The organism is Pseudoalteromonas sp. KG3 (assembly GCF_030436385.1).
GTDB classification, from domain to species: Bacteria; Pseudomonadota; Gammaproteobacteria; order Enterobacterales; family Alteromonadaceae; genus Pseudoalteromonas; species Pseudoalteromonas prydzensis.
The window spans coordinates 718,824-739,489 of record NZ_CP098523.1 but is presented as its reverse complement, the minus strand read 5'-3'; the positions used below and the strand labels follow the sequence as shown (position 1 = coordinate 739,489).

The window sequence follows — 20,666 nt, the reverse complement described above, 5'->3', positions numbered from 1 at the left end:
ATTAGTTTATAAGGAAGTAACGAAGAATGAAGCAATCAATGAACTTTGAACACATTAAGCAACAATGGCCAGAACTACACCAGTTAGCCGCTTTTGCAGAAGAGTATGCGATTACCGATCCGCAAAGCTCGTTAGTCAAGTTACGTTGTTTTGCAGAAAAAGTCGTAGGCTTCATTTACAAAGAGCTCTGTTTACCTGCCAACCCTAATTCGACTTTTCAAGATAAACTCATTACTGACAACTTTAAATCAGCAGTACCACAACAAATACAAGATAAACTGCATGCTATACGTAAAAGCGGTAACAGAGCAGCGCACGAAGGCAAAGTAAGTCAGCAAGAAGCGGTATGGATTTTAAAAGAAACTTACTTTATTTCTTGTTATCTTTATATGGCTTTTGCCAATGGCGATCAAAAAGACTTACCAGAATTTATTGCACCCGAACTTACTCAATTAACTAACCAAACAGATGCCGCTTTTGCAAAACAAAATAAGCAACTATCAAAACAGCTAGAAGAAAATAAACTTCGCTTAAAACAAGCGTTAAATGAATTAGAAGCCGCTCAGCAAGCGCAGCAATTGGCTCAAAAAGAAGCGGCTAAACTTAAAAGTGTTATTGATCAAAATAAACTCACTGAATTGCAAACAAATAATAGTGCAATTACATCTAGCTTTAACTTTAATGAAGACGAAACCCGCAAACGCATTATAGATTTAGACTTACGCGCCGCAGGTTGGGATGTGTCACTCGATACCAGCTCAACTGAGCAAGTAGGCAAAGAAGTAAAGGTAAATGAGCAACCAACGCCAACAGGCACTGGCTACATAGATTACGTTTTATGGGATGACGACGGCAAACCACTTGCTGTAATAGAAGCCAAACGCGCCCGTGAAAACATCGAAAAAGGCCGTGAGCAAGCAACGTTGTATGCCAATGCATTGCAAAACCAATACGGCCAACGTCCCGTTATTTTTTATTCAAACGGCTGGGATATAAAAATCCTAGATGACGCCCAAGGCTATAATAGCCGTGGCTTATACGGTTACTATTCAAAAGATTCTCTGCAGTACTTAATAAAGCAGCGCACGCTTAAAAAAGATCTAAACACTACGCCAATAGATACCGCAGTAGCAGGGCGTTTGTATCAAATGGAAACCATAACTCGAGTATGTGAGCGCTTTAGCGACAAACACCGAAAAGCGCTTATAGTGCAAGCCACCGGCACAGGTAAAACGCGCGTATCTATTGCCCTTGCTAAACGTTTGCTCGATGCCGGTTGGGCAAAGCGCGTACTGTTTTTATGTGACCGAAAAGAGCTACGTAAACAAGCGGGTAATGCCTTTACCGAACACACTAAAGAGCCAGTACACATTGTAGGAAAAAGCGCTAAAAATACCGCAGCGAGTGCGCGCGTATTTATCGCGACTTACCCAGGCATGCTGCGCATAATGAACAAGTACGACGTAGGCTACTTTGACCTGATCGTGGCTGATGAATCGCACCGCTCAATTTACAATATTTATGGCGATATTTTTAAATACTTTGACGCGCTAGAAGTGGGCTTAACCGCCACGCCGGTAGAAATGGTATCGCGCTCAACCTGTGATTTGTTTAGCTGTGATTACAAAATGCCAACAGCCAATTACCCACTTGAAGACGCCATAGAGCAAGGCAACTTAGTTCCTTACAAAATTGTAAGTTACACCACACAGTTTTTACGTGAAGGCATTAAAAAAGACAACCTAACCGATGAACAAATAGCCCAACTAGAAGAGCAAGGGATTGATCCTAACGAGCTCGACTTTGACGCAAAACAAATAGACGAAGCCATTAAAAATAAAGACACCAACAGGTTAATACTACGCAACTTAATGGAAAAAGGCCTGCGCGATAAAGACGGCCAGCTTCCAGGTAAAACAATTATATTTGCCCGTAACATAGCCCACGCCGAATTAATGGCGCAGTTATTTAGTGAACTTTACCCGCAGCATGGTGCTAATTTTTGCCGCGTAATTCACTCAAAGTATGAACGCGCTGAAGAGCTAATCGACGACTTTAAATCAAGCGACGAAAACAGCGTACGCATAGCCGTATCGGTCGATATGCTCGACACCGGCATAGACGTACCTGAATGCGTAAACCTTGTATTTGCAAAACCAATAAAATCAAAAGTGAAATTTTGGCAAATGATTGGCCGTGGCACACGCTTATGCGAAAACTTATATGGTCCAGGCAAGCACAAAACTCACTTTTTAATATTCGACCACTGGGCAAACTTTGAATACTTTGACGAAAACCCAGAAGAAGAAGATGTAAAACAAGCTAAATCATTACTGCAAAAGCTATTTGAAGCGCGGGTGACCCTTGCCCAAACCGCCCTTAAAAAAGCCAATATAGATGTGTTTGATCAAACAATTGCGCTAATACACCAAGATATAAACTTATTGCCAATGGAATCAATTTCTGTGCGCGACAACTGGCATGTGGTCGAAACCTATAAAGACCTAAAACGCCTTAATCAATTTGCACCACAGGCAGTGAGCGACTTATTCGAAAAAATAGCGCCGCTTATGCAATGGCGTAACATAATGGGGCAAAGTGAAGCGTATAAATTTGATTTTGAGCTAACCACTATTCAAACGTTGTTACTTATTGATGCAAACCAAATTGATTTAGCTAAACAAAGTGTAATGAACAAGGTTGAGTCGCTACAAATGCACTTAAACGAAGTGCGTAGTAAAGCACCTGCAATAGCCGAAATACAAACAGAGCAATATTGGCAGTATTTAACCCATGCAGCGCTTGAGCAAAGCCGCATTAATTTACGCAGCATTATACATTTACGTAATAAAAGCATAACGCCGCCAACAAGTGATTTTGTGCTTGATATAAAAGAAGACGAAAATCAAATACACGAAGCTGACAGGCTGACAAAAATAGTCTCTATCGATTATCAAATATATCGCCAAGAGGTTGAAAAAACACTTACCCCGTTATTTGAAACCGACAGCGTACTTAAAAAAATACGCAATGGCGAACAAGTCACCGAGGCCGACTTAGCGCAATTAAGCTCGTTGGTGCATACGCAAAACCCAAGTGTTGATTTAAATACATTAAAAGAGTTTTTTCCCGAATCAACCGCGACGCTTGATAAAATATTGCGTACCATAGTCGGTATGGATAAAAACGCCATAGAGCAGAGCTTTACTATTTTTGTGCAGCAAATACACACCCATTTAAATGCTAAACAACAGCGCTTTATTGGTATGTTAAAAAATCACTTAATTCGCCACGGCGCAATCGAAATAGCCCAGCTTTACGAGGCACCTTTTACCCAAATACACGACATGGGGCTCGATGGCGTATTTAGCCAGCAACAAGCCGACGTAATAGAGCAATTTATTAAACAGTTTGATGTAAAATTGGGCGATAAAAATCAATCTGTTGAAAAAGAGCTGAGGGTGTAAATGGCTAACAAAGGTATTGTTATATACCAAACTCCAGATGGTTCGTTATCTTTTGATATTCAATTTAAAGATGAATCACTTTGGATGTCTCAAGCACAAATGGCTGATTTATTTGGAACGAAGCGACCAGCTATTACAAAGCACTTGTCTAATATTTTTAAGACTGGTGAACTGGAGCAAGAAGTGGTTAGTTCCATTTTGGAACAAACCACTGAACACGGTGCAATAGCTGGAAAAACACAAAAATCAAAAACTAAGTTTTACAACCTTGATGCAATCATATCCGTGGGCTACCGCGTTAACTCAACCCAAGCAACGCGCTTTCGCCAGTGGGCAACTAAAACATTAAAGCAGCACTTATTAAAAGGCTACACCTTAAATCAAGAGCGATTAGCGCAAAATGCAACAGAGTTAGATAACGCATTACAACTCGTTAAACGTATTGCTGTTTTGCCACAAAACAGTGAGTTTGGTGCAGGGCTTGTAGATATAATTGCCAGTTACACGCAAACCTTTTTATGGCTACAACAGTACGACGAGGGGCTACTTAATTCTCCAAAAGGTGAATTAGGCGGCGCACTTACACCACTTGATGATGCAAAAGCCGCTATTGCTCAGCTTAAGCAAAACCTTATAAACAAAGGAGAAGCTACCAAGCTATTTGCACAAGAGCGCGATGATGGTTTAGCAGCTATTTGGGGAGCGTTAGATCAAACCGTATTCGGTGATCCTGCCTACCCAAGCATAGAAAGTAAAGCCGCGCATTTATTGTACTTTGTCGTTAAAAACCATCCGTTTAGTGATGGTAATAAACGCACCGCAGCGTTTTTGTTTGTCGATTTTTTAAATCGCAATCAACGCCTGTTAAATGAGCATTACCAACCGGTAATAAACGACACAGGCTTAGCTGCTATTACTTTATTAGTAGCAGAGTCAAACCCAAAAGAAAAAGACACCATTATTCGCTTAATCGAAAATTTATTAAGCCAATAATACACAATTTGTAGGTCGGGCTTTAGCCCGAAAATAGGAAAAATACAACATATGATAACCGGACCTTTAAAAAGTAAAATCGACAAACTATGGGAAGAATTTTGGACTGGCGGCATCACCAACCCGCTGACCGTAGTAGAGCAAATTACTTTTTTAATGTACGCCCGTATGCTCGACATGAACGAGCAAGCCGACGAAAAACGAAGCGCCCGCACAAATAAACCATTTAACCGCCGCTTTAACGACGCCGAACAACATATTCGTTGGCAAAACCTGCGCCATTTAGGGGCAGAAGAGTTATATAAACTGGTTAAAGATGAGCTGTTTCCGTACTTTTCAAAAACCTCAGACGACGTATCGCCAGAAGGCGCGGTATTCAACGAGTTTATGAAAGACGCGCAATTGATGATCCAAAAGCAAAGCTTATTGGTAAAAGCCGTTGAAATGGTAAACGACTTACCCCTTGAAAACTCAGACACCAAAGGCGATTTGTACGAATATTTATTAAGTAAACTCACCACCGCAGGCATTAACGGCCAGTTTAGAACGCCGCGCCATATTATACGCGCCATGGTCGAAATGATGGATCCAGATGTAACCAGCCAAATATGTGACCCATCAACCGGCACCGGTGGCTTTTTGTCGGTAAGTTACGAATACCTATTACAAAAATACACCTCAGCCGAGGGCATAGAGCGCGAGCCAGTGCTTGACGTAAATGGCAATATACAGCTTGATGACAGCGGCAAACCGCTTGAAAACCTTCTCTACTCAGGCGATTTAATTACCCCAGAGCAGCGCAGCCACATAGATACAAACATGTTCAACGGCTTTGACTTTGACGCCACCATGCTACGCGTAGCTGCCATGAACTTAGTAATGCACGGCATTAAACAACCGGGTATTCATTATCAAGATACCCTAAGCCAAAACTTTAAAGAGCACTACCCGCAAAAGGCAAAAGAAGGCTTTGACATAATACTCGCCAACCCGCCATTTAAAGGCAGCCTAGACGAAGAAGACGTATGCCCCGAGTTATTACGTAAAGTAAAAACTAAAAAAACCGAGCTGCTGTTTGTTGCCCTTATTGAACGCATGCTAAAAATAGGCGGCCAGTCGGCCACTATTGTACCCGACGGTGTGTTATTTGGCTCATCAAAAGCGCACGTACAACTGCGCCAAATGCTGGTGGATAACAACCAGCTAGAAGCCGTAATTTCACTGCCAAGTGGTGTATTTAAACCCTACGCCGGTGTATCAACAGCCATACTTATATTCACCAAAGGCGGCAGCACCGACCACGTATGGTTTTACGACGTACAAGCCGATGGTTTCTCGCTAGACGATAAGCGCACGCCAATAAAAGCCAACGACTTACCCAGCCTAATCAGCGAATTTAAAGCGCGTGATAAAGTGACCGCGACAAGTGATAGCAATGATCGCGTTATATCAGGTAAGAAAAAGCATTTCTGGGTCAGTAAAGACGACATAGCCAACAATAAATACGACCTTTCAATCAACCGCTACAAAGAAGTGGTATACGAGGAAGAAAGCTACGATCCACCAAAAGAGATTTTAGGTAAATTAGTGAGCTTAGAAAATGAAATACTGGCTGATTTAAAAGAGCTGGAGGGTATGTTGTGAGCTTTTTTGGAAATCAAAGTAATTGGCAATTGCGATCTCTAAAAGAAATAGCGACTCTAAAAAGAGGATATGATCTCCCTACAAAACTCAGAACTGCTGGAAAGGTACCTATTTATGCTGCTAATGGTCAAAATGGCAGTCATAATGAGGCAAAAATAAAAGGACCAGGAGTTATAACAGGTAGGTCAGGCACTATTGGCAAGGTTCATTATACTAGCACTGATTATTGGCCGCTAAATACATCATTATACGTGACTAATTTCCATGGAAATGATCCCAAATGGGTTTTTTACATGTTAAAAGCTTTCCAATTAGAACGCTTTGTTGAAGGGGCTGGTGTACCAACACTTAACCGAAACTTAGTTCATGATGAGCTTATCCCATTACCACCACTGGACGAGCAGAAACGCATAGCCGCGATTTTAGATAAAGCCGACACCATCCGCCGCAAACGCCAACAAGCCATCCAACTTGCCGACGACTTCCTACGCAGCGTATTCCTAGATATGTTTGGTGATCCAGTAACTTGGAATAAAAATGATATTGCCAAAGGCTGGACTGTCAAGCCTATAGAAGAGATCTCACTATTAAAAAGAGGTTATGATTTACCCAAGCAAAGTAGGCTTGAAGGTAATATTCCAATATATGCAGCAAATGGAATTACGGGTACTCATAATGAATTCAAGGTTAAAGGACCAGGAGTTATTACGGGTAGAAGTGGAACTATTGGTAAAGTTATTTATTCAGAAAATGATTTTTGGCCATTAAATACAGCTCTTTATGTTACTAACTTTTATGGAAATAATCCTAAATACATAGAATGGTATTTAAGATTTTTAAACTTAGAGAGGTATGTTCAGGGTGCTGGTGTGCCAACTTTAAATCGAAATTTATTTTTGAAAGAGGTTTCTGCTGTTCCTCCTAAGGCTGAGCAGGATCGGTTTGAAGTCATTTGTAAGTTGGTGAGTCAATTAATATTTAAAAATTTAGATTTTAATAAAAAAGAGCTTTTCAACTCACTAAGCCAAAAAGCCTTTGCGGGCGAACTATAACGCTATTTATAAAAATAAGAACAAGGAAGTTAGATGAGTCAAAGAGAATTAAATAAAAACATAATCAACGTAGAGCTTTTAAAACAAGCCGTTTATTTCACGCGTAAGGATAAATAAAAGATGCAGGCACAAGTAAAACGCATGAATGAAGTGGGCGATACGGTTTTCTTAACACCTACGCCATTACTCAGCTACGCGGAATTGGTGTTAAAAAGCCTAGCATCAAATACCTATCGCGGCTTTCATCGTAAAAATAATAATTGCTTAGGTGCCTCACACACATTTAGAGATGTGTTAACTAAAAAGAAGGATTATTTAATACACGCACTAAATAATCTCACCTCTGAAATGCAGTTAAACGAACTTGCCAACGAGTTATGTAGTGAACTTATTGTTGAACTGAGTAAAAATATTAAACCTTTGCAATTGCAGTCGTTTAATAAAATACGAAAGCCCGTTGATATTGTATTCGAGCACTTTGTAGCAATGGGGGATGACTTTGCACCAGCAAGAAAAACCGCCACACAATGGCTATTTTTACCCCTTGATAGCCAAATATTTCAGTCAGAATTTATATTCACCGCTCAAGAAGCGAAGGCTTTAGGCATCAAACGCCGCTTTACATATAAAGACATAGAAACAGCACAGCACTACGCAGATATACAAAACTTTTTAAAAGAAAAAGCGGCAAATATAGGTTTAAATCACCGTATTTATTTTGATTTGATTTGGAATAAGCGCTTTGAAAGCAGCGGCACAAATTTATTTTTAACCAACCCAAGCAAAAAATGATAAACACTTAGCTGCTTTAAAATAGCGGCTGCAGAGTTTTAATGAGTTTAATTGTTATTAAGAAGTACCCTGATATTAATGGGATAGGAGCAGGTAATGTTGGATAGTTTGTTATTAAATGCTGATTTATTGTGGCCAAGTGCATGGTTAGGGCGTTCATTTATAATTGTTATGCTGTTACTTTTTGGTTTTTCTGTTGTGCGCGTTTTCCAATTAAATGCAAGTAGTAAAAAAACAATAAAAGGGGTTGAGGATATTGTTGCATCTCAAACTACCAGTTCACTTTATGACAATATTATTGAGATCAAAGATAAGGCTAAATCTTCTAACAACGAAGTAGTTAAAAATCTATGGCGTGAATTTGATGAAAGCTTAGTTGCCGATCACCGTGATCAAAGAATTTATAATACCCTTGATGCAGAACATTTTTTTAATCCAAAAACATTGGCTTCGGGTATAACCTCAAATAGGTTACTTGCAGCAGCTCCCTCATTTTTAACCGCAATCGGTGTACTGGGTACTTTTTTAGGCTTAACTATGGGCTTAAAAGGCTTGCATATAGAAAGTAACGAAATTGAAGCACTAAAAGGTGGCATAGCCAGTATGATTAACGGTGCGGCTATGGCATTTGTTACCTCTGTTTGGGGGGTAGGGCTTAGTTTATTACTTAATATTTTTGAGAAAAACACAGAACGTCGAATTATAAATAAAGTGATAAAAATTCAGCAAACTATAGACTTTTTGTTTCCTCGTTTACCTGCTGAAAAGTCTTTAGTTGATATTTCAAAAAATACTAGCGATAGCAGTGAGGCGCTTCAAGAGCTGCATGAACGAATTGGTGATCGCCTACAAGAGACGATTTCAGGCGTAAGTGACAGCATGCAAGAGGCATTTACCAATGCACTTAATAATGTAATGGCACCTGCTATGCAGTCGTTAGTGAGTAATACCAGCGAGCAAACAAGTGGCGTATTAGAGCAAGTTATTGGTAACTTTACACAAAGTATGCAAGCTGCGGGTAAAGATCAAGGTGAACTAATGCAAAAAACCACTGAACAAATGCATGATGCTGTAAGTGGTTTAAGCACTAAAATGAGTGCAGTAATTGAGCAGAATGCCAGCCAAGCACAGCAGATGACTGAGCAACACCTTGGTGCGTCAACACAGTTTAATGAACAATTAAATACAATGCTTAGTAAAAGCCAAGAGCACCAACAGCTTATGGAACAAAAATTGTTTACTGCCCTTGAATCTCAGCAACAATCGCAAGCTGCGCGAGAAGCAAGCCATGTAGATAATTTACAATCAGTATTGGGTGGCTGGCTTAATGAGCAAGCGAACCAAAATGAAAAATCTACGATCCAACAACAAGCCTTTACTACAGGCTTAGAGGCAAGTTTACAAAGCTTTATGCAAAGCTCTGAGCAGCGCCAACAAGCGCTTGAAGAAACGTTTGGCTCTTTAATTAACAACCAACAACTTGAAGCATCTAAACGAGACTCAGAATATCGTGAGCAATTACAAACGCAGTTAGGTAAGTGGCTAGCACAACAAGACCAAATGCTTACCTCAATGACTGACGCAGTAAAACGTACGCAAACGCATATGGATTCTGTTATTGCACAGCATAAAGACGTTATAGGGGAGCTTAAAACGGTTGCCGAGTCATCTGCTATAAGTAGCCAAAACTTAAGTAACAGTTCAAACCAAATAGGTCTCTTATCGGGCAATTTAGTAAAAGCTACAGAATTGTTTGATACGCGTTTAGGGGATATGACGGATACAATAAAAGGTATTTCGGCTCAAAATGATACATTAGCAAACCATGTGATTGAACAAGCTAAAATATTGAAGGGGCTAGAAACATCCCTTGTTACAACCACTGAACAGTTTGGCGATACGGCAAAACTAGCCCAAAGTGGTTTTAGTGAAATGAAAACCCACCAAGTTGACTTTATAAGTGGTGTTGAGGCCTCATTTGAAGGGTTAAGTAATACCTTAGCTAAGCAAGTGTCGGATATTGAAAAGCAAACGAATGAGTGGCTACGCAGTTATTCATCAGAAGTAAATACCCAAGTTAAAGAGCGTATGGAAACATGGAATACCACCACGCTTGAATTTAGCGACCAAATGCGCCGAACAGTGAGTTCTATTTCTGATTTAGTGGATGAGTTGGAGCGTAGCTAATGCGGGTATTTAGAACCGGCCAAGTAAGTGTTGATGAAGAAAACCCGTATTGGATGTCGTTTTCGGATATTTTATCGGGCTTACTTATTTTATTTGTTTTAGCGTCTGTGGTGTTAATGGTTGAGCTTATGGAAGCCAAACAAGAGCTTGAAAATAAGCAACAAGCATTTACCCAAGAGCTAGAAATGCTGCACATGGCTGAGGGTGTACGTAAAACTATCTTACATGAAGCCGCTGATTTACTGCGTAAAAGAGGCATACAAGTCACGGTTAGTGAAAATGAGACGGTCTTAAGTATTCCTAACGATATTTTAGGGTTTGATAGTGCTGCTTTTAATATAAGCCCGCAGTTTGAAGGCACTGCACTTCAAATTGGTGAGGTGCTTGCTGAGGTTATAAATAAAGATAACCGTGAGCAATTTCTCGATACTATTTTTATTGAAGGGCATACCGATAGTAAAAATTTTTACGGCATGCTGGGTAAAGGGAATTGGGGGTTGTCTACATTTAGAGCCATCTCTTTATGGGAGCTTTGGAGTAAACTATTGCCAAGCGAACATGATTTAGCAGGTATAACCAACAAAGAAGGTAACCCGCTTTTTTCAGTAAGTGGCTATGCGGCAACAAGGCGTATGGTTGTTGAAGAGTTAACTGAGGATGACTTTAGAACAAATAGACGAATTGATATTCGCTTTACAATTCGCAGGCCTACCAGTGCGGAATATGAAACGGTAAGAAGCCGTTTGGAGATGCAATAACCATGCTGCAATTACCTCCGTTAGTACAACTTACCCAGTTTGACTGGGTGCGTACTTCACAACAGTGGAGTAGCTTAACAGTAAAAACTAAGGAAATTGCCGATGGTGTAGGGCAAGGCGAAGAATTTAAAGCCTTAGAGCAGCAAGTCAGGCAATGTGTGCTAAGTAAGGATATTACGCAATTAAAAAATACACTACTTAAACGCAAAGGTGTGCGAGTTTTAACTCAGTTATGGATTGATAAAGAGGAAGTAAGAACAGGCTCGTTAAACGAAGAAACCATAGATTACATTCAAGCTAAACACCCCAAACTTGGTATGTCGTCATTAATGAATTTAATTTCGTTGGTTTATCGTTATTTTGATACTTTATCTGATGGTAATATTTTTAATCGGTTATCGCAGTGGCTTATAGAGCAGATAGAGCAGCGTTTAAAAGATCGCAAAAACTCAAGTGACACAATATTATCGGTGCTTAACCAAGCTAAATGGCTGCTAGATTTAACCGCTCCTAAGGCTTTGGTTAACCTTGCCAAACAAAATCATTTAGACTTAAACGAACAATTAAAAAAACTACGCTTAAACGAGCTGCCGCAAGGGCGATTTTTAGATATTTGCCACGCGCAATACTACTTAGATACGCTAAGAGAAATACCTGTTGGTGAGCAACATGAAATACTGTATGAACTATTAAAACCGAGTGTTTCTATGATGCCGTTTGAAGATGGTAAACGCATTGGCCACAAAGCACTTGAGATTATTATAGACCGCTCTGCTGGTGCCCCCAGTGAAACTTGGCAACACTTTGTACTAAATTTAGCTGGTGATCCGCGTATTGCTAATACAGCAAATAACTACCGCCAGTGGTGGAAGCCTATTGGTGAAAATAGAATAAAAGCAGTGACAAGCTGGCTTGCTAAAGAAGACTTACGATTATTTTTAGGTGCCATTGAAGAGTACGCAAATTACACCGGCGATGAAGCGTTAAATAGAATGTTCCCCGCACGTAAGCGTTTTTTAGAAGGGCTTTATGAACATGGGTTTGTGCGCAATACACGACTAATGCTTGGAAACCAAGCAGAGCATACAGTTAAGCGAGTGCTAGGTAAGAGTTTAACAACCAGTTATATAAACCTAAGAGGAATGGCTCAAACTTCCATTATTTATTTAGATTGCGGTGATTTTCATATCATTGAAGGATCGCATAACTTTAAGCTATGGATTTATATGGGTTTACCTAGTGAGAAGCTTAACGATTACTCTTTGAGTGAGTTAAACCATTCTTCTTTAACACACAGCTTTCCACAGGAATTTAAAAAGAACTATCCAAAAGGCGAGTTAATGCCTATTCAACACTCGCCGACTTCTTGGCAAAAAAATGCTATTGATTTTTTAACTCAAAATGGTGTTGAGCTCGATTTAGAAAAGCTCTTTTATAAAGACGAATACAGAAGATATGTTAATCGTTATGGATTACCTGTAGTAAGAAAAATAGTAGAAGAAAAGAATCTTTTGGAAATCAATTTATTAAACGCTCTAGAAGTGTACCAACCAATTACCGCCAAAGAGCTCGTTAAGGTTTTAAACAGTGAGTTTAATATGAAGGCTGACCGCTCAACTGTGAATTCTAAACTTTATTCAATGTTATCTGAAAATAGAGTAACTAGAGACGACAGGCTCTGTTGGGAACTTGCTTAATAAGTAAATTGCGTACTAGGAATATTAAAAGGGGATTTAAAAATACATGTCACTTGTTAGTTTGATAAAAGGGCTTTTGCCTAAAAATAAAAATAGTCATTTAGCAGCTGAACGATACTCCTTAGTGTATGACTCGTATGGCGTTAATTTTGCCACTGATGAAGCCTCATTCCATTGCTTAAATAATGGTGAGGGCGGAGGTTGCCAGCTTATTCAGCATGTTGTACTTAAAATGCTACAAGAGCGAGATATTGCACAGCCTATACCTAATGGCTTTAGATTAGACAGTGAGCAAGCATGTTTACTAGATCCTGAAGATGCAGACGTTTTAGGGTTACCGCCCTTTTTTGATAACGACTTTGACGTTGATATTCAAGGCAGAACAACTAAGAGCAGCTTTACGCTGCAGTTATTTGCAAAACACGACCAGCAAAAATATCCAGTAAAAAGAAAAGGTCCCATACTTGTCTTTAGTGAGCAAACACAGTATTTAATGACACCTGAACAGCTTAATGCTGTTTTAGCGGTTGAAGAACATTCCTCGCTTACGCCTGATGATCGTACTGAGCTGAATCATGTATTGGCTGTTGCTAAGTTACAACAAGCAGTTAAAGATGGATTAAAGCTAGATTTAAAACATTTTGATAAATTTGATTTAATACAACCAGACCAAATTACAGTAACAGCTAATCAAAACGCAGATGGAAGTTTAGAACTTAGCCCAAGCTTTGGTGATGGCTCATCGCCTGAAGACTTACAAAATCGTTTAGCTCAGCTACAGGGTGACGGGCAAGTAATGCGAATTAAAGACCGCATTGTTTTACTGACTGACGATAAAAAACAAGCTGTTAAAGAAGTACTTCAAAATAGAACCATTCCAGCACATAAAGTCGCAGAATTTATTAAAACTCCTTCAGCTTTTTTAGATGCGTCTATTCTTAACCTCGATCTTGGGTTTTCTCTCAGAGTTGCTGGTATTGGCAAAATGGTACACATCCCTTTTGGTCAAGACAGCGATGGCAGTAATGGCTGGTTTTCAACTAATACAGACAGTGAACCACCAGAGCGATTAGTTAAGTTGCTTGAATGCGAGGAAGATGTTGTATCGTTTGAGCAAAGCTACCAGCAAGCTAAAGGGCAAAATGCCGACAGCGTTATTGTTGATGATGAGTCAATTGATATACGCGATGAGCAGCGAGTTAATGAAACACTCGCAGAGGTAAGAGAAAATTTAGCAAACCCATCCCGTGACTCTGACATACCTGATACTGATGATTTGCCAGTTAAAAAAGAGCAAGTCTCTTTATTGCTTAAAGACACCGAAGAACATAATAAAGATATTGTTGATAAGGTATCTCAGCTTGATAAAGGTATTAACTTTGACAGAACTAATTTAGCGCGAACACCTTTCCCTCATCAAGAGTCTGGCATTAGCTGGATGCTGTCGTTACTTAAGTCAGCGCAATTAGATAACCATGATGATATGTATAGAGTACAGGGGGCTTTACTAGCGGATGATATGGGGCTAGGTAAAACCTATATGACGCTGGTGATGCTGGCTGAGTACTTGTCAATGCAGAAGCAAAGCAATAAATCAGAGAAGCCTATATTAATAGTTGCACCGCTTAGCTTATTGGAAAACTGGGAACAAGAGGTTGAAGCTACTTTTAAAGATTCCCCATTTAGAGATATTAAAGTCCTGCAGTCATCAAGGGATTTGAAAGAGTTTAAAGTTCAAGGGGCTGAACGAGAGTCTATGCAGCTTACGACGGTAATGAATGATTTGCATGCTGATCATAAATCTATTCGTTACGCTTTGCATGTTGGGGCTGATGCAGCAATAAGGCGTTTAGATATGGATAAACGTGTTGTTATTACAACTTATCAAACGCTACGGGATTACCAATTTTCTTTATGTATTATTGACTGGGGAATTGTAATATTTGATGAAGCTCAAAATATTAAAAACCCGAATACGCAAGCAACGCGCGCAGCTAAAGCACTAAAAGCTGATTTTAAATTACTAGCCACAGGTACCCCTGTAGAAAATAGTTTAAGCGAATTTTGGTGTTTAATGGATACAGCGCAACCTGGGCTATTAGGCGATTGGGGCTATTTTAGAGAGCGGTGGATTAAGCCAATAAGCAGTGCTAATGAAGAAGAAAAAGCAGAGGTACGCTTAGACGTTGGTAACGACTTACGTAATGCTGCAGGCCAGTTTATGTTACGTCGAACCAAGGAAGACGAACTAACCGGAATGCCCACTAAAACAATAAAAACAGGCATTCATAAAGATTTAGCCGACAATATGGCATTTGCACCTGAACTCGCGCGTAATATGACCGGCGGACAATTACTTAGCTACAACCAAATTGTTGAAGATTATAGAGCTGAAAAAGCGAAAGAGCAGGGCGGAGGGCATGCTTTAACAGTTCTGCAGCAATTAAGGGCTGTTAGTTTACATCCAAGGCTTGATGAGGTTTTTAAACAGCCACCGAGTAATGCAAAAGATGCGCAGCGCAATTTACAAGAGTCTGAAAAGTTGCGCATGTTGTTAGATATATTGTCAGATATAAAAAACAAACAAGAGAAGGTCATAATTTTTGCGACAACTAAAAAACTTCAAGCCGTTCTTAAAATATGCCTAGATAAAATTTATGAGTTGAATATTCATGTTATTAATGGCGATAGTAAAGCAATGGCAACTAAGAAGGATCAGCTGTCCCGTAAAGGGATGATCACCGACTTTGAAGCAAAAGACGGCTTTAACATTATAATTATGTCGCCTGTAGCTGCGGGGGTTGGCTTAACGGTTATTGGTGCAAATCACGTAGTGCATTTAGAGCGCCATTGGAACCCCGCAAAAGAGGCTCAGGCTACAGACCGTGTATATCGAATAGGTCAAAAAAAGCCTGTGTTTATTCACTTACCCTGCCTTCTACATCCAGAGTACGATTCGTTTGATGTGAACCTAGACAAACTACTTGCAAAGAAAACCATGCTAAGGGACGCTGTAGTAACGCCTGAAGTTGTGAGTGAACACGAGTTAATGTCGTCAATGGGGTTATGAGGTTAAATTTATGAAACTCCAACTAAGCGCCTCAAATACGCTTAATAAATACTTAAAAGCTGATTTACCCCGTCTGCCACATGAACTTGGTAAACAAGCGGGGGTAAATACCCTAATCAGTGACGGCGATAATTTTAACTGGCAATTGCAGGTTATTGATAACCGTTATAAATCGCGTGAAAAAGCAATTATCACTTGTAAAGCTAATAGCCGCTTTACGTTTTTTATACCGGTTAGTTTAAAGCTATCTCAACAGGAACTAACTCAGCGCTTGCTGTATGAATGACAATTAATCATGGCAGACACACTTGAGGTATACCGACTTATTCCACGAAATGATATTGCGGTGCTGCACTTTCGGTTAGCCAAACACTAGAATAAGAGGGGGGCTTTATTAAAGGCCAAAATGTTGAGCTAAGAGCAGATATTACTAATTTATTTAATGCACGTACCAATACGTGACCGAAGGGTTCTCAGGTGTTGAGCCTGGTAGAATGTATTGGTTAGGTGCAAGCTATAACTTTTAATAAGTCTATTTTCTGCTAAGTGGAGTTGTAAAAAAGGACGTCTCATGACGTCCTTTTTAGCTTATACATATTTTAAACCCTTGATGAGCAATAAATAAGAGCGCTGCAGTGGCTAAGTGCAACCGAAATTGTTATGTTATAGGTAACATTTAAAATACATTATCTGTAATGAAAAAAAGTAAACGCTCCTCTTTGCAAGATATAGCCGATGCTGTAGGTATGACTAAAATGACGGTAAGTCGTTATTTAAAAAGTCCTACGAAAGTATCTGAGGCTACGCGCAGTAAAATCAGTGCAGCGATTGACCTACTTGGTTATATACCTAATAAAGCCCCCGATTTATTGTCAAATGCGAAAAGCTTTTCTATCGGCGTGTTGGTTCCATCATTGACTAACCAAGTGTTTGCGCAAGTGATCCGAGGAATTGAAGAAGTAGTTGAACCGGCAGGTTATCAAACTATGCTCGCGCATTATGGTTATAGCCCAGAGATTGAAGAGAAAAGGGTAGAATATTTATTGTCTTATCATGTTGATGGCTTGATATTATCTGAGACAATTCATACCGAGCGAACTCGGCAAATGATAAAAATGGCAGGCATTCCAGTTGTCGAAATAATGGATATTAATCATCCTCCCATCCACTATTCAATTGGCTTTGATAATATTAAAGCGGCCTTTGATATGACCAGCGCTCTTATAGATAAAGGCTATAAACATATTGTTTATTTAGGTGCTAGGCTTGATACGAGAACCAAGCTTAAACTGCAAGGTTATGCCGCTGCGATGACTAAAAGGGGATTAACACCTAGAGACATTATGACAGATAAGCCATCGTCATACAGTTTAGGCGCCAAGCTGATACTGCAAACGCTCAAGAGTTACCCAGATACAGACTGTGTTTTTTGTACCAATGATGACTTGGCGGTAGGTGCGATTTTCGAGTGTCAAAAAAATAATATCGCAGTACCGCAGCAGATGGCTATTGTTGGTTTTCATGGTCACGATGTTGGTCAATCTATGGTGCCGCAACTGGCCAGTGTAATAACGCCGCGGCAACACATTGGTAATCTTGCAGGCGAAAGGTTATTGAGCGTAATTGATAGCAAACAGGATGAAGTAGATTACGAGTCGGTTTTTGATGTGGGTTATAAAATTCATTTAGGTGAAAGTGCTTAGTATTAAAAAGTGCTCAAGCTAAAAACTTGAGCATTTAGTCGCTATAGGAATAGCGAGATCAATATTGCGACTATCGCACCACATGTACCAATAATTGTTTCCATCACCGTCCATGTCTTAAGCGTTTGCATTTCAGTAAGACCAAGGTAGCGACTGGCCAGCCAAAACCCCGAGTCATTAACATGAGACAGCACGATTGAGCCACCTCCAATAGCAATAGTAATTGCAGCAAGCTGCGCACCACTTAGACCAAGAGGCGCAAGCATTGGGGTAATCAAGCCACATGCGGTTAGCATAGCAACGGTTGCAGAGCCCTGAATTACTCTTACCGCAGCAGCCAAAACAAACGCTAAAATAACAATAGGTAAACCTGAACCTGCAAGGTAATTACCCAGTGCATCGCCGACGCCAGAATCAATCAATACTTGTTTAAACACGCCACCTGCACCAGTGACCAGAATAATCACGCCGGCGGGTTGTAGGGCACTACCGCAGATCTCCATTATTCGGTTATTAGGCACACCTCGTTTAACACCAAGCAGGTAAAAAGCCATTAAACAGGCGGTTAAAATGGCAGTAAAAGGATGACCAATAAATGCAAGCCAGTGTGCGATACTCGAGTCACTTTGCACAAATCGACCCCCTAAGGTGTTTAAGCTGATCATAATTAAAGGTAAAGCGATTAAACCAAGGGCAAGGGCAAAGCTGGGTATCCCTACGCCTGCTCTTGTGTCGTTATCTGTCTGAGCGTGCTCGGGTAATTCAACATGAATAGACTTAGAAATAAAAGATCCCCAAATAGGGCCGCCAAGTAGCATTGCAGGAATACCCGCGAGTAAGCCAAATAAAATCATATAACCGTAGTCAGCACCTAGTTCAGATGCTACTAAAATAGGACCTGGGGCCGGAATTAAAAATGCTTGGCAAGATGCGATCCCTGCCAGTAAACCAATGCCAATTTTAATGACACTGCCGCCGCCTTTTCTGACCACGGCAAAAGCAATACCAATTAATAGAACCACAGCAACATCAAAAAATAACGGTAAAGCGCAAATAAAACCCGTAAAGGTCAGTGCCCAATTGGCATTTTTATCACCAAACCTGTGTAAAAGAGTATGTGCAATACGATCAAGTGCACCAGTTTCTTCCATAACCTTGCCAAACATAGCACCTAAGGCAACCACTACAGCAACAAAGCCTAGGGTGCCAGCCATGCCTTTTTCAATGGTTTTGGTGATCGTTTCAGGGCTCATGCCTGAGCTCAATCCGGCGATCATAGAGACTAATATCAAAGCAACAACAGCGTGTAGCCTGACTTTCATTACGAGAAAAAGTAATAAAAAGATAGATCCCACGGCCGTTAAAATTAAAGATAAATCTGACATATACTTCCTACTTAATACTATTTAAATTATTTTTCGGTTAATTTTTGTTTAACTTCACATAATCAATTGTTACGGGTAACATACTACCTGTAACTTAAAATAATAAATACATTGAACAGCAATGAATTTAAAATTAAATAGAGGTTAATCAAGTGAGCCAAACAAAAACTGGGCGTATATTTATTATTATGGGCGTATCAAGCACTGGCAAATCAAGTGTTGGCCAAGCATTAGCGAAAAAAATGAATGTTAAGTTTATTGATGGTGATGATCTGCATCCAAAAGCAAATATATTAAAAATGGCTGCTGGGGAGCCACTTAATGATAATGACAGAACGCCGTGGTTAGAAAGAATTCGTGATGCTGCTTTTAGTATTGAAAAGAAAAATGAAGTGGCTGTTATTGTTTGCTCCGCCTTAAAACAAAAATACCGCCAGCAAATATGTGATGGTAATGTGGGTATCACTTTTTTACATCTTTACGGTGAGTTTGCATTAGTGAAAGAAAGAATGCGGGATAGGAGAGGCCACTTTATGCCAGTAGAACTGTTAAAAAGCCAGTTTGATACGCTGGAAATGCCGGATGAAAACAATGTAATTACTATTGATATAGACCAACCATTTGCAGACGTAGTTGAAAGTTGTTTTAAAGCGACCGCGCTATAACTTTTAAAGTGCTTGTTTTTAGAGGGGAGTAATTAAAGTCGCAGAAAACCAAGTAAGCTGCGACTTCTACATTATCTAATTAGTAACGTTTTTTAGGTGCTTTTAGCTGTGAATCAAATTCATCAGGAAATAAAATTGTGCCGTCGTCTTCTTCCGTTGGGAATACGGCAATAAGTAAGTCGTCTTGCTCAAGGCCCGGTGTCCAGCGTGAATGCCAATCTTTTAATGGGATTGCTTTTGCTGTGCAGTTTTCCCATTCACCGGTGGCCCATGCTTCGGCGTAAATGCGTTCTGGCCATACCGGTACACAATCATCATCTTCGTTGGCAAGCATTACACAGCCATCGTCGTCATTTAATATCCAAACTTGCTTGAATTCGTGGACTGTCTCAAACATAAAAGCCAGTCTCTTTTTGGCTCCTAAATTTAGAATAGTCTCAAATTTTTCAGATGCGGTTGCTGTTGCATTACTCATTAATAGACTCTCTCTAGAATGGCTTAGGTATAGTATATTGACTATTATGACAAAATGTCGATTAGTTAAAAATTAATTACACATTGCGTGGTATAAATCGTCGGCGAGCTGGCTTAGATCGTGTTCGTTACGGTTAGTCAGTGCATAGGTTCGCAAGCCGTAAAGACCCATCGCTAAAAAACGAGCTAGATGCTCAGCTGTGCGTGTATTTGGGATTTCACCTTCTTTTATCGCGCGCTCAAATTGTTCGGCAAGGGCGTTTTCGTAGGCGTTTAAATTAGCCATTAGTACTTGGCTTATTTGTAAATCTTGCCCTTCAACTTCACTAATACTTTTTGTAAGCAAGCATACTTTCATCGCATCACCACAAACGCACTCTTTGATAATTGCATCCAAATAAAGGCGCAGGCTAGGTAATACTGGTTTATGCTCACAAAATAGCGCTGTGAATTGTTGGTTACGATCAGTTTGATATTGCTCAATAGCCGCTAAAAAAATACCTTTTTTATTACCAAACGCAGCATATAAAGAGCCTGGATGCAGTGCAGTAACTTGCGTTAATTTTTGCATACTGGTTTTGGCATAACCGCATTGCATAAAAGCAAGCATCGCTTGGCGCAGTACATACTCGCGGTCAAATTCGGCTACTCTCATAGTGCTCTCTTATTGTGTTGGTGAAGGCAGTTTACTTAATCTTGAACAAATATTCAAAAATAGACTTGAATATTTTAGGGCACGCCCTTATCTTGAATGTATATTCAAGATAAGGATTAAAAAA

Annotated in this window: 15 protein-coding genes; 12 read left to right on the top strand and 3 right to left on the bottom strand. The window is 39.9% G+C overall.

Annotated elements, in window-relative coordinates:
* The first annotated feature begins 26 nt into the window (after positions 1 to 26).
* The 11 genes from NDQ71_RS03605 (at position 27) to gntR (ending at position 17,363) form a co-directional block, all read left to right on the top strand.
* A complete protein-coding gene (locus tag NDQ71_RS03605; protein ID WP_192540513.1) occupies positions 27 to 3,467 on the top strand; it encodes a DEAD/DEAH box helicase family protein in 3,441 nt (1,146 codons plus the stop codon).
* Entirely contained in the window at positions 3,468 to 4,460 is a 993-nt protein-coding gene (rhuM, locus tag NDQ71_RS03600) for a virulence protein RhuM/Fic/DOC family protein (protein ID WP_192540514.1), read from the top strand.
* Positions 4,461 to 4,511: 51 nt separating this feature from the next.
* Positions 4,512 to 6,104, top strand: a complete 1,593-nt coding sequence (locus NDQ71_RS03595; RefSeq protein ID WP_192540515.1) for a class I SAM-dependent DNA methyltransferase — start codon at positions 4,512 to 4,514, stop codon at positions 6,102 to 6,104.
* Entirely contained in the window at positions 6,101 to 7,156 is a 1,056-nt protein-coding gene (locus NDQ71_RS03590; protein WP_192540516.1) for a restriction endonuclease subunit S, read from the top strand. The genes NDQ71_RS03595 and NDQ71_RS03590 overlap by 4 nt, the downstream gene beginning before the upstream one ends.
* A 120-nt stretch (positions 7,157 to 7,276) precedes the next feature.
* Entirely contained in the window at positions 7,277 to 7,948 is a 672-nt protein-coding gene (locus NDQ71_RS03585) for a hypothetical protein (protein WP_192540517.1), read from the top strand.
* A gap of 96 nt (positions 7,949 to 8,044) precedes the next feature.
* Entirely contained in the window at positions 8,045 to 10,135 is a 2,091-nt protein-coding gene (zorA, locus tag NDQ71_RS03580; RefSeq protein WP_192540518.1) for an anti-phage ZorAB system protein ZorA, read from the top strand.
* Positions 10,135 to 10,893, top strand: a complete 759-nt coding sequence (locus NDQ71_RS03575) for an OmpA family protein (protein WP_192540519.1) — start codon at positions 10,135 to 10,137, stop codon at positions 10,891 to 10,893. The genes zorA and NDQ71_RS03575 overlap by 1 nt, the downstream gene beginning before the upstream one ends.
* A 2-nt stretch (positions 10,894 to 10,895) precedes the next feature.
* On the top strand, positions 10,896 to 12,590 hold the full coding sequence (locus NDQ71_RS03570) for an EH signature domain-containing protein (RefSeq protein WP_192540520.1): 1,695 nt from the start codon (positions 10,896 to 10,898) through the stop codon (positions 12,588 to 12,590).
* Positions 12,591 to 12,636: 46 nt separating this feature from the next.
* Positions 12,637 to 15,660 (top strand): DEAD/DEAH box helicase, encoded by a 3,024-nt coding sequence (locus tag NDQ71_RS03565; RefSeq protein WP_192540521.1) that lies wholly within the window; start codon positions 12,637 to 12,639, stop codon positions 15,658 to 15,660.
* A gap of 10 nt (positions 15,661 to 15,670) precedes the next feature.
* Positions 15,671 to 15,946: a hypothetical protein gene (locus NDQ71_RS03560; RefSeq protein ID WP_225736459.1), complete on the top strand. Its 276-nt coding sequence runs from the start codon at positions 15,671 to 15,673 to the stop codon at positions 15,944 to 15,946.
* 409 nt (positions 15,947 to 16,355) lie between these two features.
* Positions 16,356 to 17,363, top strand: a complete 1,008-nt coding sequence (gene gntR / locus NDQ71_RS03555) for a gluconate operon transcriptional repressor GntR (protein ID WP_192540522.1) — start codon at positions 16,356 to 16,358, stop codon at positions 17,361 to 17,363.
* A gap of 41 nt (positions 17,364 to 17,404) precedes the next feature.
* Here the strand turns inward: gntR and gntU are convergent, their stop codons facing one another.
* A complete protein-coding gene (gene gntU, locus NDQ71_RS03550; protein ID WP_192540523.1) occupies positions 17,405 to 18,748 on the bottom strand; it encodes a gluconate transporter in 1,344 nt (447 codons plus the stop codon).
* A gap of 152 nt (positions 18,749 to 18,900) precedes the next feature.
* Here gntU and NDQ71_RS03545 point away from each other — a divergent pair, with 152 nt between their 5' ends.
* Positions 18,901 to 19,413 (top strand): gluconokinase, encoded by a 513-nt coding sequence (locus NDQ71_RS03545; protein ID WP_301562264.1) that lies wholly within the window; start codon positions 18,901 to 18,903, stop codon positions 19,411 to 19,413.
* Positions 19,414 to 19,492: 79 nt separating this feature from the next.
* Here the strand turns inward: NDQ71_RS03545 and NDQ71_RS03540 are convergent, their stop codons facing one another.
* Both NDQ71_RS03540 and NDQ71_RS03535 read right to left on the bottom strand, forming a co-directional pair.
* Positions 19,493 to 19,888 (bottom strand): DUF2750 domain-containing protein, encoded by a 396-nt coding sequence (locus tag NDQ71_RS03540; RefSeq protein ID WP_192540524.1) that lies wholly within the window; start codon positions 19,886 to 19,888, stop codon positions 19,493 to 19,495.
* Positions 19,889 to 19,960: 72 nt separating this feature from the next.
* Positions 19,961 to 20,542: a TetR/AcrR family transcriptional regulator gene (locus NDQ71_RS03535; RefSeq protein ID WP_192540525.1), complete on the bottom strand. Its 582-nt coding sequence runs from the start codon at positions 20,540 to 20,542 to the stop codon at positions 19,961 to 19,963.
* Positions 20,543 to 20,666: the final 124 nt, after the last annotated feature.

Bases quoted from the DNA above. Each gene is read 5' to 3' on its own strand.
- NDQ71_RS03605 (WP_192540513.1), top strand. From the start codon at position 27: ATGAAGCAATCAATGAACTTTGAACACATTAAGCAACAATGGCCAGAA.
- rhuM (WP_192540514.1), top strand. From the start codon at position 3,468: ATGGCTAACAAAGGTATTGTTATATACCAAACTCCAGATGGTTCGTTA.
- NDQ71_RS03595 (WP_192540515.1), top strand. From the start codon at position 4,512: ATGATAACCGGACCTTTAAAAAGTAAAATCGACAAACTATGGGAAGAA.
- NDQ71_RS03585 (WP_192540517.1), top strand. From the start codon at position 7,277: ATGCAGGCACAAGTAAAACGCATGAATGAAGTGGGCGATACGGTTTTC.
- zorA (WP_192540518.1), top strand. From the start codon at position 8,045: ATGTTGGATAGTTTGTTATTAAATGCTGATTTATTGTGGCCAAGTGCA.
- NDQ71_RS03575 (WP_192540519.1), top strand. From the start codon at position 10,135: ATGCGGGTATTTAGAACCGGCCAAGTAAGTGTTGATGAAGAAAACCCG.
- NDQ71_RS03570 (WP_192540520.1), top strand. From the start codon at position 10,896: ATGCTGCAATTACCTCCGTTAGTACAACTTACCCAGTTTGACTGGGTG.
- NDQ71_RS03565 (WP_192540521.1), top strand. From the start codon at position 12,637: ATGTCACTTGTTAGTTTGATAAAAGGGCTTTTGCCTAAAAATAAAAAT.
- NDQ71_RS03560 (WP_225736459.1), top strand. From the start codon at position 15,671: ATGAAACTCCAACTAAGCGCCTCAAATACGCTTAATAAATACTTAAAA.
- gntR (WP_192540522.1), top strand. From the start codon at position 16,356: ATGAAAAAAAGTAAACGCTCCTCTTTGCAAGATATAGCCGATGCTGTA.
- gntU (WP_192540523.1), bottom strand. From the start codon at position 18,748: ATGTCAGATTTATCTTTAATTTTAACGGCCGTGGGATCTATCTTTTTA.
- NDQ71_RS03540 (WP_192540524.1), bottom strand. From the start codon at position 19,888: ATGAGTAATGCAACAGCAACCGCATCTGAAAAATTTGAGACTATTCTA.
- NDQ71_RS03535 (WP_192540525.1), bottom strand. From the start codon at position 20,542: ATGAGAGTAGCCGAATTTGACCGCGAGTATGTACTGCGCCAAGCGATG.